This is a genomic window from Ramlibacter sp., from assembly GCF_029866045.1.
Lineage (GTDB): Bacteria > Pseudomonadota > Gammaproteobacteria > Burkholderiales > Burkholderiaceae_C > Ramlibacter.
This window is the reverse complement of record NZ_JARXAB010000138.1, coordinates 41,745-66,591: the sequence shown is the minus strand read 5'-3', so window position 1 is coordinate 66,591 and position 24,847 is coordinate 41,745. Positions and strand designations below refer to the sequence as shown.

Genomic DNA, 24,847 nt, shown 5'->3' with positions numbered 1-24,847 from the left:
GTGCTCGGTGTGGTCATGGTGCGAGACCATGGGCACGACGCAGGAGATGGTGCCGTTTTTGGCGGTTGAGGGTGACATGAAGATGGAGAGGAAGGCGTTGCGTGCGAAGTCGCCCGAGCCACCAATGCCGTTCATGATCCGGGTGCCCATGATGTGGGTGGAGTTCACGTTGCCATAGAGGTCGGCCTCGATCATCGCGTTCATCGAGATCACGCCCAGGCGCCGGATCAGCTCTGGATGGTTGCTGATGCCCTGGGGCCGCAGCACCACCTGCTTACGGTAGGTCTCAAGCCCGGCCATGAACGCCCGGGCCCGCTCGGCACTCAACGACAGTGCCGCTGCGGAAACGAATTGCAGCTTGCCCGCATCGAGCAGGTCGAGCATGCCGTCTTGCAAGACCTCGGTGAAGGCAGTGAGGTTGTTGAACGGTGCCTTCACCAGCTCGGCCATCACCGCATTGGCGGTATTGCCCACGCCTGATTGCAGAGGCAGCAGGTGCGCCGGCAGGCGCTGGTGCGCGACCTCATGGCGCAGGAACTCCACCAGGTGGCCAGCGATGGCGCTCGAGGTCGCGCTGGGCGGGTCAAAGGCGCCGTGGCGGTCCCTCTCATGGGTGATGACCACCGCCGCCACCTTGTCCGGGTTGCACTGCAGGTAGGGCTCGCCTATGCGGTCGGCCGGGTGCGTGAGCGACAGCGGCTGCCGGTGGGGCGGCAGGTCGCTGCCCACCTGGATGTCGTGCAGGCCCTCCAGGGCCGGGCTCTGCGCCAGGTTCACTTCCAGGATCACCCGATTGGCGAGGTCCAACCAGGTCTTGTTGTTGCCCACCGAGGTCGAGGGGATCAGCCGGCCGTCGGGCAGGATGCCCACCACTTCGATCACCGCCCAATCGAGTGGACCCAGGGACCCGTAGCGGGCCAGTTGGGGGACATGCGAGAGGTGGATGTCCGTGTAGAGCATCCGCCCCTCGTTGATCTGCTTGCGGCAGGTCGGGTCGGACTGGTAGGGCAGGCGCATCGAGACGCCTTGGGCCTGGGCCAGCGCGCCGTCGAGCTCGGGCGCGGTGGAGGCGCCGGTCCACAGGCTGATGCGGGCCTCGGGCTGGCCGGCGGCATGCAAAGCGGCCAGGCGGTGGGCCAGGGCCTGTGGCACCGCCTTGGGGTAGCCGGCGGCGGTGAAGCCGCTCATGCCGACGCTCGCGCCGGGCTCAATCAGTGTTGCGGCAGCCTCAGCCTGCATGACCCGGGCGGCCAGGCCCGGGTGGCGGATGCGGTCTTCCGCGGCCACTGGGCGGCTTAGCCCACCTCGACCGGGGCGCCAGTGCCGCGCGGGGCGATGTGGCCGATCTCGTAGACCGTCTGACCCTGGGCACGCAAGCTGGCAGCTGTGGCCGCGGCCTCGGCTTCAGCGACCACCACCACCATACCGATGCCGTTGTTGAAGGTGCGGTTCATTTCGTAGTCGGAAATGGCGGCTGTCTTTTGCAGCCAGGCAAAGAGTTCGGTCTGCGGCCAGCTGCCCTTGACCAGGTGCGCCGCCAGGCCCTCGGGCAGCACGCGCGGAATGTTCTCCAGCAGACCGCCGCCGGTGATGTGCGCCAAGGCCTTGACCGGGTGGGCTGCCAGCGTGGCCAGCACCGGCTTCACGTAGAGGCGGGTGGGCGCCATGATGGCTGCGCGAAAGGGCTGGCCGTCCAGGGTGGCGGGCAGCTTGCCCTCGGCGCGCTCAATGCACTTGCGCACCAAGGAAAAGCCGTTGGAGTGCACCCCGGAGGAGGCCAGGCCCAGCACCACATCGCCGGGGGCGACGTCGCGGCCGGTGAGAATTTTCGACTTCTCGACCGCGCCGACGCAAAAGCCGGCCAGGTCGTACTCGCCGTCGGGGTACATGCCGGGCATTTCGGCGGTTTCCCCGCCGATCAGGGCGCAGCCGGATTCTTCGCAGCCGCGGGCGATGCCGCCCACCACCGCGGCGGCGGTGTCCACATGGAGCTTGCCGCAGGCGAAGTAGTCAAGGAAGAAAAGCGGCTCGGCGCCTTGCACCAGCACGTCGTTCACGCTCATGGCCACCAGGTCAATGCCCACGGTGTCGTGCATGTTCCATTCGAAGGCCAGCTTGAGCTTGGTGCCCACCCCGTCGGTGCCCGAGACCAGCACCGGCTCTTGGTAGCGCTTTGGCACCTCGAACAGGGCGCCGAAGCCACCAATGCCCGCCAGCACGCCCTCGCGCATCGTCCGCTTGGCCAAAGGCTTGATGCGTTCGACCAGTGCGTCGCCGGCGTCGATGTCGACACCGGCATCCTTGTAGGAGAGGGGAGATTGGCTCATGGGGCGCGGTCGGGGTGGCGAGTTAGCAGGGAAGTCGGGGGGGCAGGGTGTGCGGGTCGGTATCGGCGCAGGGAATTCACCGTGGAGCAGCGATTCTGGCCAGAGTGGCCGAGTCTGTGTCCTTCGCCCGATAGAATTTGAGTGATTTTACTGATCTGGCTTTGATGAGCCACGAATGAGGGCCGATGCGCCCCAGGCCGGCCCCCCGGCTTGCCGCCAAAGCCCGTCCGGTCCCGCCTGTCACCCACTCCATGAAGCAGATCGCCCTGGACATCGCGATGGCCCGCGCGCCGACGCTGGCCTCGTTCTGCGCCGGGCCCAACGAGGCCGCGGTGGCGCACCTGCGCCTGTGGACCTCCAGCCCAACCCGATCGCCGGTGCCGACCTATCTGTGGGGGCCCATGGCCAGCGGCAAGAGCCATCTGCTCCGTGCGGTGGGCGAGGCCCTGCGCGAGCAGGGCGCGCGCTTTGGCTGGCTTGACGCCGGCGTACACCAGCCGCCCGTCTTCGACGAGGGGTGGGCCGCGGTGCTGCTCGACGATGTGCAGCTCTACACCGCCGAGCAGCAGCACGCGGCCTTCAGCTGGTTTGTGCAGGCGCAGGCGCTGCAGCGTGGCGTGGTCGCCGCTGGCAGCCTGCCACCGTCCGACCTGGCCCTGCGCGAAGACCTGCGCACCCGCCTGGGCTGGGGACATGTGTTCCAGTTGCTGGTTCTCTCCGAGGCCGAGCGCCGCGCGGTGCTGCGGCAAGCGGCCGACGCCCGCGGTGTGTTTCTTGGCGACGAGGTGATGGACTACATGCTCAATCGCTTCTCGCGCGATCTGGGCAGCCTGATGCAATTGCTCGACCTGCTGGACCACTACGCCCTGCAGACCCAGCGGGCGATCACCATTCCCCTGATCCGTTCGATGCTGGAAAACGCGTGAAACTCGCCCTGTTCGACCTCGACCACACCCTGCTGCCGATCGATTCGGACTATTCCTGGGGCGAGTACACCCTGGACATTGGCTGGTGTGACCCTGCCCACTTCAAGACCCGTAACGACGAATTTTTCGCCCAGTACCAGGCCGGCGCGCTGGACGTGCATGCCTATGTGCGCTTTGCCACCGAGGCCATTCGCCTGCGGGGCAGGGCGGCCGCCGAGGCCGCGCGGGAGGATTTCATGCGGGATGTCATTCGCCCAGCCATCCGGCCGGAGGCCCTGGCCCTGGTGCAGGCGCACCGGGAGGCGGGCGAACAGTTGGTCATGGTCACAGCGACCAATGAGTTCGTCACCCGGCCGATTGCTGACCTGTTCGGGATCGAGGCCCTGGTGGCGGTCGAGCTGGCGCGCGACGAGACGGGCTGGATCACCGGCGAGATCGAGGGCGTTCCCACCATGCGCGAGGGCAAGGTCACCCGCATGGGACAATGGCTGACCGAGCGGGGTCTGGACTGGTCGCGGGTCGAGGCCACCTTCTACTCCGACTCGCCCAATGATTTGCCGCTGCTCGAGCGGGTGCGCCACCCGGTGGCGACCAACCCCGACCCCCGCCTGCGCCGCGTCGCCCTGGAGCGTGGCTGGCGCGTCCTGGACCTTTTCGGCCCGCCACCGGCGGACCACTGATACCGATACATGATCAAGAAATTCATTGACCGCCTTCTGGGCGGCGGCGCAAAAAAGCCCAAATTCGGCAAGCGCCGCGAGGTCCCGCGCGAGGAGCACGGCATTGACCTGTCCCTGGTGGACGAGCGCGCGGTCAACGTGGTTCGCACGCTGCAACAGGCGGGCTACGAGGCCTACATCGTCGGCGGTGCGGTGCGCGACCTGCTGCTGGGGCTGCGCCCCAAAGACTTCGACGTTGCCACCGACGCCACCCCCGAGCAGGTCAAGGGCCTGTTCCGGCGGGCCTTCATCATCGGTCGGCGCTTTCGTATCGTGCATGTGGTGCATGGCCGTGGCCGCGAGCACGAGGTGATTGAGGTCTCTACCTTCCGCGCGTACCTTGATAACGCCGCCGCCGAGCAGGTGGCCGGCAACGAGCGCACCAGCAAGAGCGAGCTGGCGGGCATGAAGCACGCCGTCGACGCCAGCGGGCGTGTGCTGCGTGACAACGTCTGGGGCCCGCAGGACGAAGATGCGACTCGCCGCGACTTCACCGTCAACGCGATGTACTACGACCCGCAGACCCAGGTGGTGGTCGACTTCCACGGCGGCCTCGACGACGCCCGCAAAAAGCTCTTGCGCATGATCGGCGACCCGGCCACCCGCTACCGCGAGGACCCGGTGCGCATCATCCGCGCGGTGCGCTTTTCCGCCAAGCTGGCGCCGCTGGGCTTCAAGCTCGAGCCCAAGACCGCTGCGCCGCTCAAGGCGGGCCTGGCCTTGCTGGCCGATGTGCCGCAAAGCCGGCTCTTCGACGAAATGCTCAAGCTGCTGCAGACCGGTCATTCCCTGGCCACGATCGCGCAGCTCAAGGTGCTGGGTCTTGAAAAAGGCATCTACCCGCTGCTTGACCTGGTGGTCGAGCGCGCCGACGACGCCTTTGTGCGCGCTGCGCTGCAAGACACTGACCGCCGCGTCGGCGAGAGCAAACCAGTGGCGCCGAGCTTTCTGCTGGCCGCGGTGCTGTGGTCCGACGTGCGCGAGGGCTGGGCCCGGCGCCAGGCCAAGCGCATGGCCCCTTTCCCGGCGCTGCAGGAGTCGATCGACGTGGTGTTCGACGCCCGTATTGGCGACGTCTCGGGCCGCGGCAAGCTGGGCACCGACATGCGCGAAATCTGGATGATGCAGCCGCGCTTTGACCGGCGTGTGGGCAGCGCACCCTTCAGCCTGGTGGAGCAGCCGCGTTTTCGCGCGGGCTTTGACTTCATGCGCTTGCGCGCCGACGTCGGCGAGGTCGATGAGGTCCTGGCCGACTGGTGGCAGGAGTTCAGCCTGGCCAGCGATGCCGAGCGGGAGGACTTGCTGGCGCAGGTGCGTGAGTCGTCGCAGCGCGGCCCGCGTCGGGTGCGCGCAGCCCGGCCTGCCTCCGAGGCAGGGGATGACCGTGATGGTGACAGTGACCGCGCCCCGCGCGATGACGCTGAGGACGCCGGCGAGCGCGGCGAGTCTGCCGAGGCGGGCGATGCGCCGGCCCGCAAGCGCCGGCGTCGTCGTCGCAAGCCCGGCGGTGCGGGTGGCAGCGCCGGTGGCGCCGCGCCTGCGGGCGGCGAGGCCTGACCCCGCAGGCCTGTTGGGTGCGATGAACGCCAGCGGCGCAGTGCATCCTGGTGGTGCTGCCGACGGCGGCGGCACTGTTGCGACTGACGCACCTGGAGCCACTGACGCCCGCATGTCCGAACGGACCCGCGTCACCGCCTGTGTCGCCGTCGGCGCCAACCTGGGCGATGCCCTTGAAGCCGTGCGCCAGGCGGTGATCGATCTGGGGCGATTGCCATCCACACAGGTCGAATTGACCTCTTCTTTCTACCGCAGCGCCCCCTACGAAGCCCAGGGCCCCGACTTCATCAATGCGGTCGTCCGCATGGCCACCGGCCTCACGGCCCCCGATTTGCTGGCGGCCCTGCAAGCGCTCGAATCTGCCGCTGGTCGTGAGCGGCCCTATCTGAACGCGCCGCGCACCCTGGATCTGGACCTGATTTTTTACGGCCTGGCCTGCATGGACAGTCCCGCGCTGACCGTGCCCCACCCGCGCTGGCAGGAGCGTGCCTTTGTCTTGCTGCCCCTTGCGGAAGTGGCGCCCGATCGGGTCACGCCGGCGATGCTGGCGGCGGTGGCGGGGCAGGCGATCGAGCGGGTAGGTTGACTGCTTCTTGGCGCCCTCAGCGCGCCAGACTTCTTTGCTGGGCCACCTCGAGCTCGCTCACGGGCCCGGCCTGATTTCCCCAGGCCTGGCGCAGGTAGGTCAGCACAGCGGCCACGTCGGCGTCGCTCATCACCATCGCAAAAGGCGGCATGCCGAAGGGGCGTGGCCGACCGGCAGTGGCGGGGCCGAAGCCGCCGTGAATGACCACCTGCACCAGGTTGGCGGTGACCGGCAGGGTCACCGCGCGGTTGCCCGCCAGACGCGGGTAGGCGCCGGCCACGCCTTCGCCCTGCGCGCCATGGCAGGCGGCGCAATGGTCGCCATAGAGCTTCTCACCGCGCAGGGCGGCGCCGGCCTTGACCGGAACGCGCTCCATCGAGGTGTTACGTGCCTCGGTGGGTGCTGTGGGCGGAACCGACTTCAGGAACACGGCCATCGCCGCCAAGTCGTCTGGCGAAAGGTGCTGTGTGCTGTGAAGCACCACCTCGGCCATCGGCCCCAGGGTGCTGGCACGCGGGCTGTTGCCGGTGGCCAGCAACTGCGCGATTTCTGCCAGCGGCCAATCGGCCAGGCTGGCCTCGTTGGGCGCGGCCAGCGAGGGGGCGTACCAGGCTTGCATGGGAATCATGCCGCCGGAGAGGTCGAGCACCTCGCTGGCGCCCAGTGCGTTGCGTGTGCTGTGGCAGGCCGAGCAATGACCCAGGCCTTGCACGAGGTAGGCCCCGCGGTTCCAGCTCGCGTCCTGGCGGGCATCGGCCTGTTGCACGCCGGGGCGGAAGTACAGCGCCCGCCAGACCCCCAGCGCCCATTGGGTGCTGACCGGCCAGCGCAGTTCATGCGGGCGGTTGGCCTGGGCGACCGGCGGCAGGCTTTGCATGAAGGCCCAGAGCGCATCGGCATCCGCGCGGGTGACCCGGGTGTAGTGGGTGTAGGGGAAGGCCGGGTACAGCATGCGGCCATCGCGCGAGCGGCCATGGTGAAGTGCGCGCCAGAAGTCGCCCGCCTGCCAGCCGCCCAGGCCCGTGGGGTCGGGCGTGAGGTTGCCCGCATAGACCACGCCAAAGGGCGTTTCGATACCGCGTCCGCCGGCCCAGGGCGCACCGCCCGGGGCGGTGTGACAGGCCTGGCAGTTGCCGGCACGGGCGAGGTAGCGGCCTCGGGTCACGCCATCGTCGGCGGCACTTGCAGGCAGTCCACTGGTGGTGGACACCGCCGCATTCGAAGCCGCCGCAGCCGCAGCCGTAGCAGGCGCATCTGCCCTTGGGTCCGCAGCTGCTTCGCTCCCGTGCTCGCTGCGCCAGAAGCCCACCCCCAAGGCTGCGGCCGCAATCACAAGGCCCGCCAGACCCGCTAGGCCCACCAGCCTGCCAGCCTGCAGGCGAGAGGTCCAAGTGCCAAGCCTGGGCCTGCGCCAGGCCCCGCCCCGCTGCGATCCAGACGCGGGGGAGGATGGTCCCGACTCCGGCGATTGACCCGAGAAAGCAGAGGATTCGGACGGCCCGGAGGGGTCGGGGGGCTGGGTCATCGCGTCATGGCTCCGGCCGGCAGGATGGCGCTGCCGCAGGCTACTGACGGCGGCATGGGCAGTCGTGTGACCGGGTGCGGATTGGCCGGCAGTGGCTGCGCCGCCAGCCAGTTGGCGACTGCATTCAGGTCCTCGGGCGTGAGCGTGCGCGCCACTTGCGCCATGCAGTCTGGCGCATGGGCGCGGCGCTGGCCGCTGCGCCAAGCGCCCAGCTGCGCGTTGAGGTAGTCGCGCGGCAGGCCCAGCAGTCCCGGCGTGTTGGGTTGCACGCCGGTCAGGCGCGTGCCGTGGCAGGCGACGCAGGCTGGAAGCTTGTGGCTGGGGTCACCCTGCAGCGCCAGCAGGCGCCCGCGCTCGAGCACCGCGGGCGTTGCCGTCACCCGGGCTGGCGGTGGGTAGGGCAGGTCCAGGCTGGCGAAGTGCCCGGCGATCTCGGAGAGATAGGCGTCGGACAAGGGTTCGAGCAGCCGGGTCATCAGCCCGTAATGGCGGCGACCCTCGCGAAAATGCAGCAGCTGGTTGTACAGGTAGCCCGCCGGCTTGCCGGCGATGCGCGGGTAGTAGCCGTCGGCGGCGGCGCGGCCCTCGGCGCCATGGCAGACGCTGCAGGCCAGGGTGCGCTGCGCCATGGTGTCCTCGAACTTCGCCGTGGCGCGGGCGGCTGAAGTGAGCAGCGACAGCAACAAGAGCAGGAGGAGGGCGGGCAGGCGCAGTGTCGTCATCAGGGCCCCGATCATGCCGCGTCAATCGGCGGCGCCAGCACCAGGTCGGATTCCGGGCAGGCCACGCAGGGCAGGATCCAGCCCTCGGCCTTTTCCTCGGCCAGCAGGCCGGGCCACTCAATTTGGTAGCGGACGCGACCGTCCACCAGCCTCACCATGCAGCTGCGACAGGTGCCGTTGCGGCAGGAACTGGCCAGCATGACGCCGGCGCGCAGGGCCGACGCCAGCAGCGTCACCCCCGCGGGGGCGTCAAAGGTGCAGCGATCCTCGTGCTCGTGCTCTTGCTCTTGCTCTTGCTCTTGCTCGAGGTCCCACTCGCGCTCCCGCTCGTGCGCCAAAGTGCCAGCGTCATGCTTGCCAGAGGCCTGCACGCGCACCCGGAACACCTCACCTGCACAGGCGTGGTCAGTCCAATTCATCGGCTGATGATAAGCAGCCGCCGACACCCTCGCGCGGCGGCGGCGGACGAGGCGCTCAGGCTTCAGGGCTCACCTTCCGCGTCATGTCTGCGCCTGCCTGGGTCCTTCTCTCGATGCTCGCCTTCAGCATCCCGGTAGCGTTCGCTGCCGAGACCGCGTCCGAGCCTGACTTCGCCGGTGTGGCGGTCTCGGCCGAGGTGCGCCAGCTGGCACGCTGGGCACTGGCCAGCGGCGATGCCGCCGGGCGCCATCTGGTGCTGGTGGACAAGCGCCGGGCCCACGCTTATGTGCTCGACGCGCGTGGGCGCCTGCTGGGGCATTCGCCTGCCCTCCTCGGGCTGGCCCGGGGGGACGACACCGTGGCGGGCATTGGCGAGAGGCCGCTTTCCCAGGTGCGGCCGCGGGAGCGGACGACGCCGGCGGGACGCTTTCTGCCTGAGCCTGGCCGCAACATGGAAGGCGAGGATGTGGTCTGGGTCGACTACGACGCGGCCGTGTCCATGCACCGGGTGCGTGCCCGGGTGAAGGCCGAGCACCGGCTGCAGCGTCTGGCCTCGCCCACGGCGACGGACAACCGCATCTCCTTTGGCTGCATCAACCTGCCGCCGACCTTCTACGAGCAGGTGCTGTTGCCCGCGGTGCAGGCGTCGGCGGTGGTCTACGTACTGCCCGAGGTGCGTCCGCTGGCCGATGTCTTCCCCGGACTGCGTCCGACAGGAGCTGCTGGCGGACGCCGACGTGGTGCCCCGATCGGACCCCTAGGCTAACCCGTAGCCGGTCCTGTGCTGGCCTTTCCCGTCCCTTTCCCATCCTGCGTCTCGATCCTTCAAGGAGTCTCTGAATGAATACTTCCCCCCTTCTTCGAACCCTGTTGACCTGTGCGGCCGGCGTGGCATTTGCCACCACGGCGGCAGCCCAGGGCGGCGTGACCACGTCGCCCACGACCGTGCCCTACGCCACCCAGCCCCAGCCTGCGGCCGGCCCCGGCGCCAGCACGGAGACCCAGGGCGCAGGCAGCGACACCGGCGTCAGCGGCAACCCGGACACCGGCCGTATGGGAGCTGGCTCTAGCCCCTCTGGCGAAACCTCGGGTGCAGGTGCCAGCGACCCGGGCACCTACGGCAACACACCGTCCAATGCGCTCGGCGCAGCGGGCGCTGATACCGGTGCGGGCAACATGGGCGCCGGCGGGACCAATACCGACACCTCGGCAAGCGGCTCCGAGGGCGCAGCATCTGCCGGCGGCCGGCGCATGCGCGCGGACCGCAACTGAGTCGGTGCCTGCACCGGGGCGCGGGTCGCACCGGGTCACCCCGAGCTGCCCCGAGCTATGGGTTTGCACGGCCGGCAGCGGCCTTCGGCGGTCCTCTGTCGCATGGCCCGCACCGGGCAGGGCCCGTGCAAAGCTGGTAAGGTCGACCGAGTTCATCGGGCCGAGGAGGCCCTGAGAGAGTCCATGCGAATCGACCCACCGGCCCTGCAGGGGCTGGACTCCCGCCGCCTTCGTGCCATGGTGCGCGGCATCGAAAAAGAGAGCCTGCGTGTCACCCCCGACGGGCTGCTGGCGGACACGCCCCACCCGCTGGCCCTGGGCGCGGCCCTCACCCACCCCCACATCACCACCGACTACAGCGAGGCCCAGCTCGAGCTGATCACCGGCGTGCATGCCGAGCCCGAGGCTTGCCTGCGCGAACTGCAGGACATCCATCAGTTCACCTGCCAGGCGCTCGACGCCCAGGCGCGCGAGCTTCTTTGGCCCGCCAGCATGCCCGCCCGCTTGCCCGAGGAAGACCATATTCCAATCGGCCGCTACGGCCGCTCCAACGTCGGCCAGGCCAAGAGCGTGTACCGGCTGGGCCTCGGCTGGCGCTATGGCCGGCGAATGCAGACGATCTCTGGCATTCACTACAACTGGTCAATGCCTGGTGTCGACAGCGCGCAGTACTTCGCCCAGATCCGCAACTTCCGGCGCCATGCTTTTTTGCTACTGGTGCTGTTTGGTGCCTCGCCGGCGCTGGCCCGCGATTTCGTGGCTGGCCGCGCCCACGGCCTGCAGGAGCTCTCCGAAAGCACGCTTTATTTGCCCCACGCCACCTCGCTGCGCATGGGGCCGCTGGGCTACCAGAGCGAGGCCCAGGCCCGTCTGGCGGTGAGCTACAACGGGCTCGACGGCTACGCCGCCTCGCTGCAAGAGGCGCTGACCCGGCCCTACCCCGCCTACGAAGCGATCGGGCTGCAGGGCCCGGACGGCAGCTGGCGGCAACTGGCCACCAGCTTGCTGCAGATCGAGAACGAGTTCTACGGCACCATCCGGCCCAAGCGCGGCATCTTCCCCGGCGAGCGACCACTGCACGCCCTGCGCGAGCGCGGCGTCGAGTATGTCGAGGTGCGCCTGATGGACCTCGACCCCTTCGAGCCGGTGGGCATCTCGGCGCAAACGATGCGCTTTCTGGACATCTTCCTGCTCTATTGCCTGCAGGCCGACAGCCCGCCCGACACGCCCCAGGAAATCGCCCGCATCGCGCGGAACCAGCAACTCGTGGCCGGGCGAGGTCGCGAGCCCGGGCTGATGCTGGAGGGGGCCGATGGCCCGGTGCCCCTGGCCGACTGGGCCAACGCCTTGCTGGTGGCCCTGGAGCCAGTGGCGCGCAGGCTCGATGAGGCGTTGGCCCCGCCCGCACCGTGGGCGGGCGCAGCGGCGCCTGGCAGCGGTGACTTGCCTTCGGGTAACGGACGCTCCGGCGAGCAATTTAGCGAGCAGCCCCACAAATCCGCACTGGCTGCAGCGCGGCAAGCCCTGGCCGAGCCCGAGCGGCTGCCCTCTGCGCGGGTCCTGGCCTGCATGGCGGCCGACCATGGCAACGATTTCATGGCCTTCGGCCTGGCCCAGGCCCGGCAGGTGCGGGCGGCGATTGCCGCGCTTCCGGCCGACACGACGCTGCGCACTCGCTTCCAGGCCTTGTCGGCTCAGTCGCTGCGCGAACAGGCCCTTATCGAGGCTGCCGATACCTTGCCTTTCGAGGAATACCGACGCCAGTACACCGCGCCCGAGCGGCTGGGCCTGGGGCGGCAGGCGATCGCTGCAGGCATCACCGCGGCCTGATCGACCTGGGGCGCATTCCTGCCGCTGGCGCAATGCCTTTTCGCCGGACGCCGTCGCTCACGGAAGCCTGTGCGATGCCCGCAGCGACCGGGCATGGCAACTGCCCAAGGAGAGGGTAGGGGCTGCGCCTGCTGTCCCTGGCGCAACAGGCCAGGCAGGCACGCTGCGCTACAGTCGCGCGGTCTTGAATCGCAACCCGGACGCTGGTCCGGCTATCAAGGAGGAATCATGTCCCTGGACTTCAGTGGCCGCGTGGCCATCGTCACTGGCGCCGGCGGCGGCTTGGGCCGCCAACATGCCCTGGCCCTGGCTGCGCGCGGCGCCAAAGTGGTGGTCAATGACCTCGGCGGCGCGCTCGACGGCACCGGCGGCTCGGGCAGCGCCGCGCAGAAGGTGGTGGATGAAATCCGCGCCGCAGGCGGCGAAGCAATCGCCAACGGCGCCTCGGTCACCGACTTCGAGGCGGTGCAATCGATGGTGCAGCAGACCATCGCCACCTGGGGCCGGCTCGATATTTTGGTGAGCAACGCCGGCATCCTGCGTGACAAGACTTTCGCCAAGATGGAGCTGGATGATTTTCGTGCGGTGCTCGACGTTCACCTCATGGGCGCGGTGCACCTGTGCAAAGCGGCCTGGCCGCAGATGGTGGGCCAGAAGTACGGCCGCATCGTGCTCACCACCTCGTCGAGCGGTCTGTACGGCAACTTCGGTCAGACCAACTATGGCGCGGCCAAGCTTGCCTTGGTCGGCCTCATGCAGACCCTGGCGCTCGAGGGCGCCAAAAGCGACATCCGGGTCAACTGCCTGGCGCCGACCGCTACCACCCGTATGACCGAGCACTTGTTCCCGGCCGACATGCTGCAGGACTTCGGCCCCGAGACGGTAGTGCCCGCCATGCTGGTGATGGCCCACCAGGACGCGCCCACCCGGACCACGCTGTGCGCCGGCGCAGGCGCCTTCGAGTCGGCCCACATCACCATGACCCGGGGTGTCTACATCGGTACCGGTGCTGACGCCGACGAACGCTTGGCCGCGCACCTGGCCGAGGTGACCGACCGCTCTGGCGATCAGGTGCCGGGATCGGGCAATGCCCAGGGCGAAAACGAGCTGAAACTGGCGCGCGCGGCGCGATGACTCCAGCCCGAAGGGGCTGTTCATGTGGCCCGCGCCCGAGCCGGCTCTCCAGGTGGCCCGCGCCCAAACCAGCGCTCCATGAAGAAGGCCCGCATCCGCGGGCCTTCGTTCTTTCACTTGCCCCAGGAGTCCTTGAGGCCGGTGGTCCGATTGAACACCAGGCGGCCCGGTGCATGGTCCTTGCGGTCGGCGACGAAGTAGCCGTGGCGCTCGAACTGAAACTTCTGGTCTGGCGCAGACTGCGCGAGCGAGGGTTCCACCCAGGCCTGGGCCACTGACAGGCTGGCAGGGTTGATCTCCTCGAGGAAGTCGCGCTCGCCGGTATCCGGCTGAGGCACGCTGAAGAGGCGGTCGTACAGACGCACCTCGGCGGCCACCGCGTCCGACGCCCCCACCCAGGTGATCACCCCCTTGGCCTTGACACTGTCCGCCCCCGGTGTGCCACTCTTGGTATCGGGGATCAGCTGCGCGTGCACCGCGGTGACCTGGCCGGAGGCATCCTTGTCGCAACCGGTGCACTCGACCACATAGCCGTATTTGAGGCGCACCTTGTTGCCCGGGAAGAGGCGGTTATAGCCTTTGGGCGGCGTCTCCTCAAAGTCACCGCGCTCGATCCACAGCGACTTGCCGAAGGTCAATGCGCGCTGGCCCCGCTCGGGGTGATGTGGGTGTACCGGCGCCACGCAGGGCTCGAGGTGGCCCTCACCCATGACTGCGTCCCAGTTGTCAATGACGAGGCGGACCGGTTCGATCACCGCCATGGCCCGTCCGGCCTTGGCGTCGAGGTCGTCGCGCAGCGCGATCTCCAGCGTGCTGAAGTCGATCCAGCCATGCGCCTTGGTCACCCCGATGCGCTCGGCAAAGAGCTGCAGGCTCTCCGGCGTGTAGCCGCGGCGGCGCAGGCCAACCACCGTGGGCATGCGCGGGTCGTCCCAGCCGCTCACATGCTTTTCGTCGACCAGTTGCTTGAGCTTGCGCTTGCTGGTCACGACATAGGTGAGGTTCAGACGCGCGAACTCGTACTGGCGCGGCTGCGGCGTGTTGATCAGGCCGCCTTCGCGCAGGCGGTCGAGCAGCCAGTCGTAGAAGGGCCGCTGGTCCTCAAATTCGAGCGTGCAAATGCTGTGGGTGATGTTTTCCAGCGCGTCCTCAATCGGGTGCGCGAAGGTGTACATCGGGTAGATGCACCAGCGCGTACCGGTGGCGTGGTGCTCGGCGTGCTTGATGCGATAGAGGGCCGGGTCCCGCAGGTTGATGTTGGGGCTGGCCATGTCGATCTTGGCGCGCAGCACCGCAGCGCCGTCGGCCAGCTGGCCATCGCGCATGGCGCGAAAGCGCGCCAGGTTTTCGTCGGGCGTGCGGCTGCGGAAGGGGCTGTCGACACCGGGTTTGGAGAAGTCGCCGCGGTTGGCACGCATTTGCTCGGGCGTCTGCTCGTCGACATAGGCCAGGCCCTGGGTGACCAGGTGCTCGGCGGCGCGGTACATGAAGTCGAAGTAGTCGCTGGCCTGGTACAGGTGCGAGGTGCCATTCGCTTCCCAGCCAAAACCGAGCCAGCGCACCGCGTCGAGGATGCCGTCGACGTACTCCTGCTCCTCTTTCTCGGGGTTGGTGTCGTCAAAGCGCATGTGGCAGACGCCACCGTAATCGCGCGCCAGACCGAAGTTCAGGCAAATGCTCTTGGCATGGCCCACGTGCAAGTAGCCATTGGGCTCGGGCGGGAAGCGGGTGCGGATGCGGGCTGGATCCAACGCGCCGGCCTGCTGCGCTGCCGCATCGCCTGGCTGGCCAGCCCAGCGCCGCTGCGCGTAATGGCCCTGCTCGAGGTCGCGCTCGATGATCTGGCGCAGGAAGTTGCTCGGCTTGGCGCTGTCTTTGTCGGCGGGTGCGGTCATAAGTACGAGATTTTAGGCCGGCGGCCTGTCACTTTGACTTTCGGTCACACCCCAGGCCCTGCGTTGTGCACCGCCGCCGCGCTGGCGCGTTAAGCATGAAACAACCCCAGGAGATCCGACATGGCCCGCGCACCCCAGCAAGCCTGCATCGTCCGCGTTCCTCCAGGCCGCCGGTTTGCGCTTGCTGCCGCCGCCCTGCTCGGTTTGGCCTTGACCACCCCCCTGACGCAGGCCGCCGACAACGTCTACTGGTCGATTGGTATCTCCCCCGCGCCCGGTGTGGTCGTGCGCGCCAGCAATGCTTCCCCTCAACGGGTCTACCTGGCCCCGCCGACCTACCTGCCACCGGCCCCAACGGTTTACGCGCTGCCGCAACCGGTGTATGCGGTTCCCCAGCCGGTCCTGCCCCCCGTGGTCTACGCACCGCCGCCAGTGGCCTACACCTCGCCGGAAGTGGTCTATACCCATCCTGCGGTGGTCTATAGCCCCCCTGCGGTCGTCTACAGCCCCCCGGCAGTCGTTTATTCCGCGCCGCCTTTGTATCAGCCCTTCACGCAGGTGGTCGTGGTGCGGCCGGGTCCGTCCTTTGTGCCCCCGGGCCACGGTTACTACGGCCATCATGGGCATCATGGGCGCAATGGCCATCACGGGCGTCATGGTCATGGCTTCGGACCCGAAGGGCGCGGACGCCACTGAGGCCGCCCGGCCTGAGCCGCTGTCCTCACCTGCGTGTAGGACAGCGCCTGCAGTCTTTACCTCGGCTTCACCAAGCCTTGACCCACTCATCCGAGTGAGGCCCTTCCTCTTCCTACAATGCCCCTCATGAAAAAACCTGGCGGGTGGTCCTGGAAATTGGGCGTAGCGGCACTGGTGTTGCTGGCGGCGGGCGGCGGAGGTGCTTTCTGGTGGTGGAACCAGCGTCCGCCGGAGGTCAACTACCGCACCGCCAAGATCGAGCGCGGGCCCTTGCAGTCCACCGTGTCTGCCTCGGGCCAGGTCAACCCCGTGACCCAGGTCTCGGTCGGTACCCAGGTCTCCGGCCAGATCAAGGAGCTGTACGTCGACTTCAACAGCGAAGTTCGCGCAGGCCAGTTGATCGCCCGGATCGACCCTGAAACCTTCGAGTACCGCGTGCGCCAGTCGCAGGCCGACCTTGAGGCCTCGCAGGCGGCGGTGCTCACCGCCATGGCCAATGTGGCGGCGGTGCGTGCGAATGTCTCGCGCGCCCGTGTCGACCTGGTCGAAGCCCAGCGAGACCTGGAGCGCAAGCGCATGCTGGTGGAGCGCCAGTTCATCGCCCAGAGCGAGGCCGACAAGTCCCAGGCGCTGGTCAACACGACGACCGAGTCGGTGCGCGCAGCCGAGGCCCAGGAGGGGGTGGCCCAGGCTCAGGTCAAGAGCGCGCAAGCCAATGTGGCCCAGCGCCAGGCCGCTTTGGCGCAGGCCCGCATCGATCTCGAGCGCACCCGCATCGTCTCGCCCGTGAGCGGTATCGTGATCAAGCGAACGATCGAAAAGGGACAGACCGTGGCCGCCAGCCTGCAGTCGCCCGAGTTGTTTGTCATCGCCCGCAACCTGCAGGACATGCAGGTCGACGCCAGCATCGACGAGAGCGACATCGGGCGCATTCGCAACGGTCAGAAGGCCAGCTTCACGGTTGACGCCTTCCCCGGGCAGAGCTTCGAAGGTGAAATCCGACAGGTGCGTAAGGCTGCACAGTCGGTGGCCAATGTGGTGACCTATGTCGCTGTGGTGGCCTTCTCCAACACGACTGGTCGGCTGCTGCCCGGCATGACAGCCAATGTGCGGGTGGTCACCGACACGCGCGAGAATGCGCTCAAGGTGCCCAACGCGGCGCTGAGGGTGCGCATCGCAGGCGTCGAACCCCCAGCCCGGGCGGCCTCTGGGGCCAGTGGTGCAGCAGGATCTGCGTCAGGCGCCGGGGCCGGCAGTGTGCCCGCTTCTGGGCCTGCCTCAGAGGGCGCTTCGGGCGCAGCGCCCGCCAGTGCGCCAGCTTCTTCAACCCGTGGCGCCTGGGGCTTCCCCTGGATCTCTGAGGCGCAGGCACAGCCCATGCCAGGCGAGGGCGGCGGTGCCGAAGGTGGCGCCGCGCGCGGCGGCCGCGGGCCTGGCGGTGCGGGTCCGGGGGGCGCGGGTCCTGGGGGTGCTGGCGGACCGGGCGGCTTCGGCGCTGCGCAGCGCCAGCGCCTGGTGGAGGAGCTCAAGCTCGACGCCGCGCAAGCGGCCAAGCTCGAGGCCATCTACGCCGGGATGGCTCCGCGCTTCCAGCAACTGAGGGACCTGCCGCCCGAAGAGCGGCCCAAGGCCCGCGAGCGGCTGATGGCTGAAATACGCGCGCGCATCGGCGAGCAGCTCAAACCGGAACAGAAGGCGCGCTACACGACGATGGTGGCCGAGGCGGCCAGCCGCACCGTCACCCGCGGCCGTATCTACCTGCAGGGAGAAGATGGCAAGCCCCGGGCCTACAACGTGCGCCTGGGCATCAGCGACGGCACCATGACCGAGCTGCTCGTCGCGCCCGGCTCGCCGGATGCGGCGGTGCTGCGCGAGGGCGCGCTGGTTATCACCGGCGTGAGCGGTGGTGCCGGTCCCGCGCCGGCATCCGGTGGCCGGCCCGCCGGTCCGCGGATCTCTTTCTGAGCAGCGCCATGGCCCTGATCGAGGCGCGCGACCTCACCAAGCATTACCGCCTGGGCGACCAGACGGTGCAGGCCTTGGCCGGCGTCTCACTGGATATCGAGGCGGGCGAGTTTGTCGCCATCATGGGGGCCTCAGGCTCCGGCAAGAGCACCCTGATGAACATCCTGGGCTGTCTCGACAGGCCCTCCACGGGCTACCTGAGATTGGCCGACGAAGCGGTCGACAGCATGGATCCGGACCAGTTGGCCGCAGTCCGAAACCGCCGGATTGGCTTCGTCTTCCAGCAGTTCAACCTGTTGCCTCGTACCAGCGCGCTGGAGAACGTGGAACTGCCTATGGTCTACGCGGGCGTGAAGGCATCCGACCGCCGCGCTCGGGCCGCTGAAGCCCTGACTCGCGTCGGACTGGGCGAGCGGATGATGCACACCCCCGCCGAGCTCTCCGGCGGGCAGCAGCAGCGTGTGGCCATTGCCCGCGCGCTGGTCAACGACCCCAGCCTGATTCTGGCCGACGAGCCCACCGGCGCGCTGGACTCGCAGACCAGCGAGGAAATCATGCGCCTGCTCACCGCCCTCAACGCGCAGGGCATCACCGTGGTGCTGGTGACACACGAGGCTGACGTGGCTGCCTGGGCGCGGCGACGTATCGTGTTTCGCGACGGGCGCATTCTTGAAGACCGGCGCACCCCCGGTGCGGCAGGGATGGCAAGGTCTGATGCGCCAACGGCCGGGCAGTCTGATCACACTTCCCCTGGAAGCTTCTCAGGGGAAGTGACCGGATCCAATGGCACGCCAGCGGAGGACCCCGCATGAACACGCTCGCTGCGCTGCGCTCGGCCTTGCGCTCGCTGTCCGCCAACAAGCTACGAAGCGTTCTGACCATGCTGGGCATCATCATTGGCGTTGGCGCGGTGATCGCCATGATCGCGGTGGGCCGCGGCGCCACCGAGCGGGTGCAGGAGCAGATGAAGGGGCTGGGCTCCAACATCATGCTGGTGCTTCCGGGCGGGGTCACCGCCGGCGGCGTGCGTCTGGGGGCCCAGACGGGCCAGGGCCTGACCGAGGAGGATGCCGTCGCCATTGCCCGCGAGATCCCCGAGGTGCAGGTGGCCGCACCGAGCCTGCGGACCGGTGCGCAGGTGGTGCTGGGCAACACCAACTGGAGCACCTCCATCCTGGGTACGACCAATGACTACCTGGAGGCGCGCGAGTGGCCCTTGGCCAGCGGGCGGTTGTTCGAGGCCGCTGAGATGCAGGGTTCGGCCAAGGTCGCCGTCATTGGCCAGACGGTTGCCCAACAGCTCTTTGGCGACGCAGATCCGCTGGACCAGGTGATCCGTGTCAAGAAGGTGCCGGTCACCATCGTGGGCATCCTGGCGAAGAAGGGGCAGAACGCCGGCGGGCAGGACCAGGACGATGTGATCGTCGTCCCCTTGGGCACCTACCGCAATCGCATCCAGGGCGGTGCTGGCGGCAAGCTGCGTCGCGTGTCCTCCATCAGTGTCAAGGTCCAGGAGGGGCAGGACATGAAAGTGGCCGAAGAAGGCATCAAGGAGTTGCTGCGCCAGCGCCTCAAGGTGCAACCTGGTGCCGAAGACCCCTTCACCGTGCGCAATCTCACCGAAATCCTGCAGGCCCAGGAGGCCTCCAGCCGGGTGATGACCTTGCTTTTGGCGGCAGTCGCTGGCATCAGCCTGGTCATTGGCGGTATCGGCATCATGAACATCATGCTGGTGAGCGTGACTGAGCGCACCCGCGAGATTGGCCTGCGCATGGCGGTAGGCGCACGCGGCCGCGATATCCTGGCCCAATTCCTGATCGAAGCGGTGACGCTGTCCCTGGTGGGCGGCGCGATCGGCGTGGTCTTGGGTGGCGTTGCGACATGGGCAATTGGCAGCTTCGCCGGCTGGCGGGTGGACCTGTCGGTCAGTGCGATCGTCCTGGCGGTGGGCTTCTCGGCCTTCGTTGGCGTGTTCTTCGGCTTCTACCCGGCGCGGCGGGCGGCGCGCATGCTGCCGATCCAAGCTTTGCGCTACGAGTGAGGATGCACCCCGTGCGACCTAGGCGCCCTTAGCGTCCTTAGCGCCCTTAGCCCGAGGGCGGCGGCGATAATCGGTCGCAGTTTTCAAGCGTGGAGCCCGCGTGGACCTCATTCTCCTGGCCAAGGCCGCCGTCATGGGTGTGGTCGAAGGCCTGACCGAATTCCTTCCCATCTCCAGCACCGGGCACCTGATCCTGGCCGGTGCGCTGCTCGATTTCAACGACGAGAAAGCCAAGGTCTTCGACATCGCCATCCAGACCGGCGCCATCCTGGCGGTGATCATCGTTTACTGGGCTCGCCTGCGCGACACCCTGCTGCAGCTACCCACCCAGCGCCAGGCGCAGCGCTTTGCGCTCAATGTGGCTATCGGTTTTCTGCCGGCGGTGGTGCTGGGCCTGCTGGCGGGCAAGGCGATCAAGGCTCACCTGTTTACCCCCACGGTGGTCGCCACCACCTTCATCTTGGGCGGCCTTGTCATTCTCTGGGCGGAGCGCCGGCCCGCCACCTCGGTGCGGGTCGAGGACGTCGACGCGATGACCCCTTGGGACGCGCTCAAGGTAGGCTTGGTGCAGTGCTTGGCCATGGTGCCCGGCACCAGCCGCTCCGGCGCCACCATCATCGGCGGCATGCTGCTAGGCCTGTCGCGCCGTGCGGCGACCGACTTTTCCTTCTACCTGGCTATCCCCACCCTCATCGGTGCTGGCGCCTACAGCCTCTACAAAGAGCGTGCCCTGCTGTCGGTGGCCGACCTGCCGATGTTTGGTGTGGGCTTGCTCATGTCCTTCCTGAGCGCCTGGCTCTGCGTGCGTTGGCTACTTCGCTACATTGCCAGCCACAACTTCGTGGTGTTTGCCTGGTACCGCATCGCCTTTGGTCTGGTGGTGCTGGCCACCGCTTGGGGCGGCTGGATCGACTGGAGAGGGTAAGCCGTCAACGCGCGTCTTTCGGCCACTTCGAGGTCCACAAGCGCCCCAATGTCTGCAGGGCCGGCGCGGTAGAGCCAAGTTCGTTTCACCCCGGGGGGGGGCTGCCCATGTCCCCGTCGCTGTCTTGGGGGCTGGCATCGGCGGTTCCGATAGTGCCTGGTACGGGTATCTCGAGCGCCGCCCATCGGATCGCCCGCAGAGATTCTTGGAGTTCGCGCTCCAACTGACTGATCGGCGGACGGGTTGGCCGCGAGAGTGTCCACAGGTCAGAGGCCAGGCGGAGAACCTGACCTGCTCGGTTTTTTCGAGCCATTCATTCCTCTAGTGATGGCCCGGGTGATCCGCTTGCCTTTTAGGAGCCATTTGAAATGTTAGTTTCGGCTGTTCCAGAAGCCACTAGGCAGGCTCCAACTCCTTGATATTACGGGCGAATTCGGCCGGCGTCATGTCGTTGAGAGAACTGTGAGGACGGCTCTCGTTGTAATCCCTGCGCCAAGCCTCCAGCACTTGCTTTGCCTCGGCTAAGGTTTTGAACCAGTGAACGTTCAGGCATTCATCGCGCAGTGATCCGTTGAAGGTTTCTACATAGCTGTTATCCGGCGGTTTGCCCGGGCGGCTGAAGTCCAGGCGCACCCCGTGGTGGTAGGCCCACATGTCCATCAGCCGTCCCGTGAACTCACTGCCGTTGTCCACGAAGACGTACTTGGGCGCGCCGTGCCGCGCCACGAGCCTATTGAGGGTCTCGACCACGTTTTCTCCGCGCAGTCGAATACCCGCATCGACCGCCATCGCCTGGCGCGTGAACACGTCCACCACCGTGAGCATCCGAAATTTCCCGCCCTCGCCAAATTCATCGGCGACAAAGTCCATCGTCCACACTTGGCCTGGAGCACTGGCGGTAACGCGCTGCTGGCGCTGCACCACCATCTTCCTGCGCTTGGGCAGCTTTGAGCGCAATTGGAGCTGTTCCTCGCGGTACAGGCGATAGGCTTGGCTTCGCCCCAGTTGCCAGCCTTCGCGTTTGAGCATGACATGCACCCGCCGGTAACCAAACCGGATGCGCGTGTTGGCGATCTCTTTCATCCGCAGGCGAAGGTCTTCCCGGCGGTCCTTGCGACTGCGATAGAACTGGTTGCTACGCGCTTGGCCCATCAGTCGGCAGGCCCGACGTTGACTGATGCCGTGGCGACTGGTGATGTACGCCACGGCCTCTCGCTTCAACGCGGGCCGCCCCACTTTTTTGAGGCGATATCCTGCAATATGGCCTTGTCTAGGCTCAGGTCGGCGACCAGCTTCTTGAGCCTAGCGTTCTCTTCCTGCAACTGCTTGAGCTCGCGCGCCTGGTCGGGCTCCAGGCTCGCGTACTGCTTCTTCCAGCGATAAAAAGTCTGCTCACTGATTCCGATCTTGCGGATCAAGTCCGCCACCGGCATCCCCAACTCAGCCTGCTTGAGCACGGCCACGATCTGCTCCACCGAAAAACGACTGCGTCTCACGACACCTCCTCGAGCCCCTTCACCAGGGCTCAGTGTGCCGAAAAACTAACATTCAAATTGGCTCGAATCGGCCAATGCAGATCAATCGGTGCGGAAAAGCCGGGCAGGTCGGTTCAGCTTTTGAAAGTTTTTGGCACCGGGATGTGTACGATTGTCCGCGTCAGTGAAGCAAATTGTGACTCGCTCATTCTGTATCGGTTGTTGGCTCGACAACCGGTCTGGTCAAACCAACCATTGGCTCTATTTCAGACCCTCGCTTGGACCCCCCGGCCTTCCATCAGAACAACCTTGCCCGCGATGAGCGGACATCGACCATGACCACTCTTCTCGCTTCTCCCCTGCGTCCCCTGGTGCTGGCCATCAGCCTGGCGGTGCTCGGCGGCTGCGCCAGCATCCGACCTGTACCGCTGACCACCACCACCATGGCGACTGCTGCGGACATGCGAGCGCTGCGCAAGGACGTCGAGCCAATCAGCGGACCGCTGACCCTGGATGAGGCCCTGGCGCGGGCCCTGAAGTACAACGCCGAGCGCCGGGTCAGGATGATGGAAGAGTCGCTGGCTCTTGGGCAGTTGGATGTGACCAAATTCGACATGCTGCCCAGGCTGATGGCACAGGCCGGCTATTCCTGGCGCAACAACGATCGCACCAGCCTGAGCCGCAACCCGACTACCGGAGATATTTCGACCATTGGTTTCATCTCCTCCGACCGGGAGCACCTAACCAATGGCCTGGAGTTCAGCTGGAGCCTGCTTGACATCGGCATGGGCTACTACGGCGCACGTCAACAAGCCGACCGGGTACTGATTTCGGTGGAAAAGCGGCGCAAAGCCATGCACCTGCTGATGCAGGATGTACGAACCGCCTTCTGGCGCGCAACCAGCGCTCAGCTGCTGCGGGAAGATGTGCGCAAGACGATCGCCCTGGCAGAAGAGGCCTTAGTCGATTCACGCAAGGCCGAATTCGAGCGGGTTCGCAACCCGATGGACGCACTCCGCTATCAGCGCCAATTGCTGGAGAACCTGCGTTTGTTGGAATCCATCAACCAGGAGCTGTCATCGGCCCAGGTGGAACTGGCCTCCCTGATCAACGCACCGGTCAACCAAGTATTCCAGATCGCCGAGCCTACCCAGCCCTCGACCGGCGCTCTGCTCGAAGTGCCGGTGGCCAAGCTCGAAGAGACGGCATTGGCTCAAAACCCTGACCTTCGCGAGCTGGGTTACAACAGCCGCATCGCCCGCGAAGAGGTACGGCGCACCCTGGTTCGCCTGTTTCCCAACCTGAGTCTGAATTACTCGATACGTTACGACTCCGATCGCTACTTGGTGAACAACAACTGGCAGGAAGCCGGTCTACAACTGTCCTACAACGTCTTCAACCTGGCCACCGGTCCGACCCAGATCAAGCTGGCAGAAGCAGGGGTGGCCCTGGCCGATCAAAGGCGGGTAGCTGGCCACCTGGCGACGATCACACAATTGCATCTGGCGCGTTTGAATTTGGCCAACGCCCGCGGGCAAATGGAACGTGCCGACGCCATCTACGCCACTGACAACAAGATTGCAGAAATTTCGCGCAACCGCCAAGCAGCCCAAGTCCAAAGCAAGCTCGATGTGGTGAGCAATGAAACGGCGGCCATTTTGAGCCTGCTGCGCCGCTACCAGGCGCTGGCCCAGGTTCAGACTGCTGAGAGTCGCTTGCTTGCCACCCTGGGGCTGGAGCCGGAGATCGGAAGCACCGGCACGCTCAGCCTCAAGGAGCTGACGGAGCAGGTGCGCCGTTCGCCCGCCGCCTGGGAGCAGATGATGAACAAGGCCCATGTACCGACCATCCAACCCCGAGCCAGTGCGCCGCCATCGGCTGCCGCGCCTTCGGGGGAGCGCACTCCAGCGTTCGCGCTGCACAACCAACAAACGCGCGGCCAGTGGTAAGCCCACGGGAGCGTGTGGTGCGTCGCCCTTTGCGATGGGCTCTAGCCGCTCTTGCGGGGCTTGCGAGCTTTGTTTGCGGCGCCCAGCCGGTCGCAAGCCCGATGGCCCGCATTCCTGAGACCACGGCAGCGCCTGCGGCACAAGATCCACGGCTTCTACTGAGCCGGCAGGAGATCCGGGCCCAGCTCATGCCCAGGCGCTTCACCACGATAGCCGCTGAGATCGGCGCCAAGATCAACCGCCTGCCATACCAAGAAGGCACCGCCTTCAAATCGGGGGAGCAATTGGTCAGCTTCGAGTGCAGCTTGCAGCAGGCTCAGCTGGAGAAAGCCCGCGCAGAGCTTGAGTCGGCGGAATACACGCTCAAGTCGAACCAGCGGCTGGCCGAACTCAACTCGGTCGGCCTGCTGGAGTTGGACCTCTCACGCGCCGCGGCCTCCAAGGCGCGGGCGGAAGTGGGCGGGACACAGGCCATGCTCGCCAAATGCGCGGTGCCTGCGCCTTTCAGCGGCCGGGTGGCCGAGCTAAAGGCGCGTGATCAGCAGTTTGTGCAGCCAGGCCAGGCGTTGATGGACATCATCGACGACAGCGTTCTTGAACTGGAATTTCTGGTGCCCTCGGCCTGGCTGAGCTGGGTTCGTGTCGGAGGAGCACTGCGAGTGCAGATCGACGAGACCCGCAAGACCTACCCGGCCAGGTTCATCCGCATTGCAGCCAGGGTGGACCCGGTCAGCCAGTCGGTCAAGCTGGTGGCCGAGATAGAGGGCAAGCATGAAGACCTGATGGCCGGCATGAGTGGGCGCGTACTGGCCGCACCACCAGCTGGGGGCAGTGGGCAGCTGCCCCTGCGTGAGCCCAGACGCTGAAACAGCCTCCCCGGTCA

The 24,847-nt window shown here is 67.0% G+C and carries 22 protein-coding genes; 15 read left to right on the top strand and 7 right to left on the bottom strand.

Going from position 1 to position 24,847, the window contains the following annotated elements:
• Positions 1–1,287: acetyl-CoA hydrolase/transferase C-terminal domain-containing protein (locus tag QE494_RS14350; RefSeq protein WP_300044276.1), on the bottom strand; the 1,287-nt coding region annotated here is incomplete at its 3' end.
• An 8-nt stretch (positions 1,288–1,295) separates the two neighbouring features.
• The gene (purM, locus tag QE494_RS14345; RefSeq protein ID WP_300044275.1) at positions 1,296–2,327 is read right to left on the bottom strand and encodes a phosphoribosylformylglycinamidine cyclo-ligase; all 1,032 of its coding nucleotides are present in this window, start codon (positions 2,325–2,327) and stop codon (positions 1,296–1,298) included.
• Positions 2,328–2,578: 251 nt separating this feature from the next.
• On the opposite strand from purM, the gene hda reads away from it, so the two are divergent.
• The 4 genes from hda to folK all read left to right on the top strand — a co-directional run bounded on the left by hda (position 2,579) and on the right by folK (position 6,115).
• Positions 2,579–3,253 carry a DnaA regulatory inactivator Hda gene (gene hda / locus QE494_RS14340; RefSeq protein WP_300044274.1) on the top strand — a complete coding sequence of 225 codons (675 nt, stop codon included), beginning with the start codon at positions 2,579–2,581 and terminating at the stop codon, positions 3,251–3,253.
• Entirely contained in the window at positions 3,250–3,933 is a 684-nt protein-coding gene (locus QE494_RS14335; protein ID WP_300044272.1) for an HAD family phosphatase, read from the top strand. Before hda ends, QE494_RS14335 begins: the two co-directional genes overlap by 4 nt.
• A 9-nt stretch (positions 3,934–3,942) precedes the next feature.
• Positions 3,943–5,529, top strand: coding sequence for a polynucleotide adenylyltransferase PcnB (pcnB, locus tag QE494_RS14330; RefSeq protein WP_300044270.1), 1,587 nt, complete (start codon positions 3,943–3,945; stop codon positions 5,527–5,529).
• Between the two features lie 112 nt (positions 5,530–5,641).
• Positions 5,642–6,115, top strand: coding sequence for a 2-amino-4-hydroxy-6-hydroxymethyldihydropteridine diphosphokinase (gene folK / locus QE494_RS14325; protein WP_300044269.1), 474 nt, complete (start codon positions 5,642–5,644; stop codon positions 6,113–6,115).
• Positions 6,116–6,131: 16 nt separating this feature from the next.
• Here folK and QE494_RS14320 read toward each other — a convergent pair whose 3' ends face one another.
• The 3 genes from QE494_RS14320 to QE494_RS18445 form a co-directional block, all read right to left on the bottom strand.
• Complete coding sequence (locus tag QE494_RS14320) at positions 6,132–7,325, bottom strand: c-type cytochrome (protein WP_300044268.1); 1,194 nt, start codon at positions 7,323–7,325, stop codon at positions 6,132–6,134.
• 311 nt (positions 7,326–7,636) lie between these two features.
• Complete coding sequence (locus tag QE494_RS14315) at positions 7,637–8,362, bottom strand: c-type cytochrome (protein WP_300044267.1); 726 nt, start codon at positions 8,360–8,362, stop codon at positions 7,637–7,639.
• Between the two features lie 11 nt (positions 8,363–8,373).
• A complete protein-coding gene (locus QE494_RS18445; RefSeq protein ID WP_336619443.1) occupies positions 8,374–8,781 on the bottom strand; it encodes a 2Fe-2S iron-sulfur cluster-binding protein in 408 nt (135 codons plus the stop codon).
• 83 nt (positions 8,782–8,864) lie between these two features.
• Here QE494_RS18445 and QE494_RS14305 point away from each other — a divergent pair, with 83 nt between their 5' ends.
• The 4 genes from QE494_RS14305 (at position 8,865) to QE494_RS14290 (ending at position 13,018) form a co-directional block, all read left to right on the top strand.
• The gene (locus tag QE494_RS14305) at positions 8,865–9,548 is read left to right on the top strand and encodes a hypothetical protein (RefSeq protein ID WP_300044266.1); all 684 of its coding nucleotides are present in this window, start codon (positions 8,865–8,867) and stop codon (positions 9,546–9,548) included.
• Positions 9,549–9,622: 74 nt separating this feature from the next.
• Complete coding sequence (locus QE494_RS14300; RefSeq protein WP_300044265.1) at positions 9,623–10,054, top strand: hypothetical protein; 432 nt, start codon at positions 9,623–9,625, stop codon at positions 10,052–10,054.
• Positions 10,055–10,237: 183 nt separating this feature from the next.
• Positions 10,238–11,884, top strand: a complete 1,647-nt coding sequence (gene gshA / locus QE494_RS14295; RefSeq protein ID WP_300044264.1) for a glutamate--cysteine ligase — start codon at positions 10,238–10,240, stop codon at positions 11,882–11,884.
• A gap of 228 nt (positions 11,885–12,112) precedes the next feature.
• The gene (locus QE494_RS14290) at positions 12,113–13,018 is read left to right on the top strand and encodes an SDR family NAD(P)-dependent oxidoreductase (RefSeq protein WP_300044263.1); all 906 of its coding nucleotides are present in this window, start codon (positions 12,113–12,115) and stop codon (positions 13,016–13,018) included.
• Positions 13,019–13,131: 113 nt separating this feature from the next.
• Here QE494_RS14290 and QE494_RS14285 read toward each other — a convergent pair whose 3' ends face one another.
• Entirely contained in the window at positions 13,132–14,913 is a 1,782-nt protein-coding gene (locus tag QE494_RS14285; RefSeq protein WP_300044261.1) for a glutamine--tRNA ligase/YqeY domain fusion protein, read from the bottom strand.
• A gap of 120 nt (positions 14,914–15,033) precedes the next feature.
• Between QE494_RS14285 and QE494_RS14280 the strand changes: the two genes are divergently transcribed.
• The 5 genes from QE494_RS14280 to QE494_RS14260 all read left to right on the top strand — a co-directional run bounded on the left by QE494_RS14280 (position 15,034) and on the right by QE494_RS14260 (position 20,540).
• Complete coding sequence (locus QE494_RS14280; protein ID WP_300044259.1) at positions 15,034–15,609, top strand: hypothetical protein; 576 nt, start codon at positions 15,034–15,036, stop codon at positions 15,607–15,609.
• 126 nt (positions 15,610–15,735) lie between these two features.
• Positions 15,736–17,574: an efflux RND transporter periplasmic adaptor subunit gene (locus QE494_RS14275; protein WP_300044257.1), complete on the top strand. Its 1,839-nt coding sequence runs from the start codon at positions 15,736–15,738 to the stop codon at positions 17,572–17,574.
• Between the two features lie 8 nt (positions 17,575–17,582).
• Positions 17,583–18,386, top strand: coding sequence for an ABC transporter ATP-binding protein (locus QE494_RS14270; protein ID WP_300044256.1), 804 nt, complete (start codon positions 17,583–17,585; stop codon positions 18,384–18,386).
• Complete coding sequence (locus QE494_RS14265) at positions 18,383–19,615, top strand: ABC transporter permease (RefSeq protein ID WP_300044254.1); 1,233 nt, start codon at positions 18,383–18,385, stop codon at positions 19,613–19,615. Before QE494_RS14270 ends, QE494_RS14265 begins: the two co-directional genes overlap by 4 nt.
• A gap of 100 nt (positions 19,616–19,715) precedes the next feature.
• Positions 19,716–20,540 (top strand): undecaprenyl-diphosphate phosphatase, encoded by an 825-nt coding sequence (locus tag QE494_RS14260; protein WP_300044252.1) that lies wholly within the window; start codon positions 19,716–19,718, stop codon positions 20,538–20,540.
• A 396-nt stretch (positions 20,541–20,936) separates the two neighbouring features.
• On the opposite strand, the gene QE494_RS14255 is transcribed toward QE494_RS14260, so the two are convergent.
• Positions 20,937–22,036 (bottom strand): IS3 family transposase gene (locus QE494_RS14255; RefSeq protein WP_300044251.1). Its coding sequence is split into 2 segments (ribosomal slippage): positions 20,937–21,784 and positions 21,784–22,036, totalling 1,101 coding nucleotides; the frame shifts between segments, so codons are not numbered across the junction.
• A gap of 314 nt (positions 22,037–22,350) precedes the next feature.
• Here QE494_RS14255 and QE494_RS14250 point away from each other — a divergent pair.
• Complete coding sequence (locus tag QE494_RS14250; RefSeq protein ID WP_300044250.1) at positions 22,351–23,964, top strand: TolC family protein; 1,614 nt, start codon at positions 22,351–22,353, stop codon at positions 23,962–23,964.
• Positions 23,965–24,065: 101 nt separating this feature from the next.
• Positions 24,066–24,830, top strand: coding sequence for an efflux RND transporter periplasmic adaptor subunit (locus QE494_RS14245; protein ID WP_300044249.1), 765 nt, complete (start codon positions 24,066–24,068; stop codon positions 24,828–24,830).
• Positions 24,831–24,847 lie beyond the last annotated feature (17 nt).

Bases quoted from the DNA above. Each gene is read 5' to 3' on its own strand.
- purM (WP_300044275.1), bottom strand. From the start codon at position 2,327: ATGAGCCAATCTCCCCTCTCCTACAAGGATGCCGGTGTCGACATCGAC.
- hda (WP_300044274.1), top strand. From the start codon at position 2,579: ATGAAGCAGATCGCCCTGGACATCGCGATGGCCCGCGCGCCGACGCTG.
- pcnB (WP_300044270.1), top strand. From the start codon at position 3,943: ATGATCAAGAAATTCATTGACCGCCTTCTGGGCGGCGGCGCAAAAAAG.
- folK (WP_300044269.1), top strand. From the start codon at position 5,642: ATGTCCGAACGGACCCGCGTCACCGCCTGTGTCGCCGTCGGCGCCAAC.
- QE494_RS14315 (WP_300044267.1), bottom strand. From the start codon at position 8,362: ATGACGACACTGCGCCTGCCCGCCCTCCTCCTGCTCTTGTTGCTGTCG.
- QE494_RS18445 (WP_336619443.1), bottom strand. From the start codon at position 8,781: ATGAATTGGACTGACCACGCCTGTGCAGGTGAGGTGTTCCGGGTGCGC.
- QE494_RS14305 (WP_300044266.1), top strand. From the start codon at position 8,865: ATGTCTGCGCCTGCCTGGGTCCTTCTCTCGATGCTCGCCTTCAGCATC.
- QE494_RS14300 (WP_300044265.1), top strand. From the start codon at position 9,623: ATGAATACTTCCCCCCTTCTTCGAACCCTGTTGACCTGTGCGGCCGGC.
- gshA (WP_300044264.1), top strand. From the start codon at position 10,238: ATGCGAATCGACCCACCGGCCCTGCAGGGGCTGGACTCCCGCCGCCTT.
- QE494_RS14290 (WP_300044263.1), top strand. From the start codon at position 12,113: ATGTCCCTGGACTTCAGTGGCCGCGTGGCCATCGTCACTGGCGCCGGC.
- QE494_RS14285 (WP_300044261.1), bottom strand. From the start codon at position 14,913: ATGACCGCACCCGCCGACAAAGACAGCGCCAAGCCGAGCAACTTCCTG.
- QE494_RS14280 (WP_300044259.1), top strand. From the start codon at position 15,034: ATGGCCCGCGCACCCCAGCAAGCCTGCATCGTCCGCGTTCCTCCAGGC.
- QE494_RS14275 (WP_300044257.1), top strand. From the start codon at position 15,736: ATGAAAAAACCTGGCGGGTGGTCCTGGAAATTGGGCGTAGCGGCACTG.
- QE494_RS14270 (WP_300044256.1), top strand. From the start codon at position 17,583: ATGGCCCTGATCGAGGCGCGCGACCTCACCAAGCATTACCGCCTGGGC.
- QE494_RS14265 (WP_300044254.1), top strand. From the start codon at position 18,383: ATGAACACGCTCGCTGCGCTGCGCTCGGCCTTGCGCTCGCTGTCCGCC.
- QE494_RS14250 (WP_300044250.1), top strand. From the start codon at position 22,351: ATGACCACTCTTCTCGCTTCTCCCCTGCGTCCCCTGGTGCTGGCCATC.
- QE494_RS14245 (WP_300044249.1), top strand. From the start codon at position 24,066: ATGGCCCGCATTCCTGAGACCACGGCAGCGCCTGCGGCACAAGATCCA.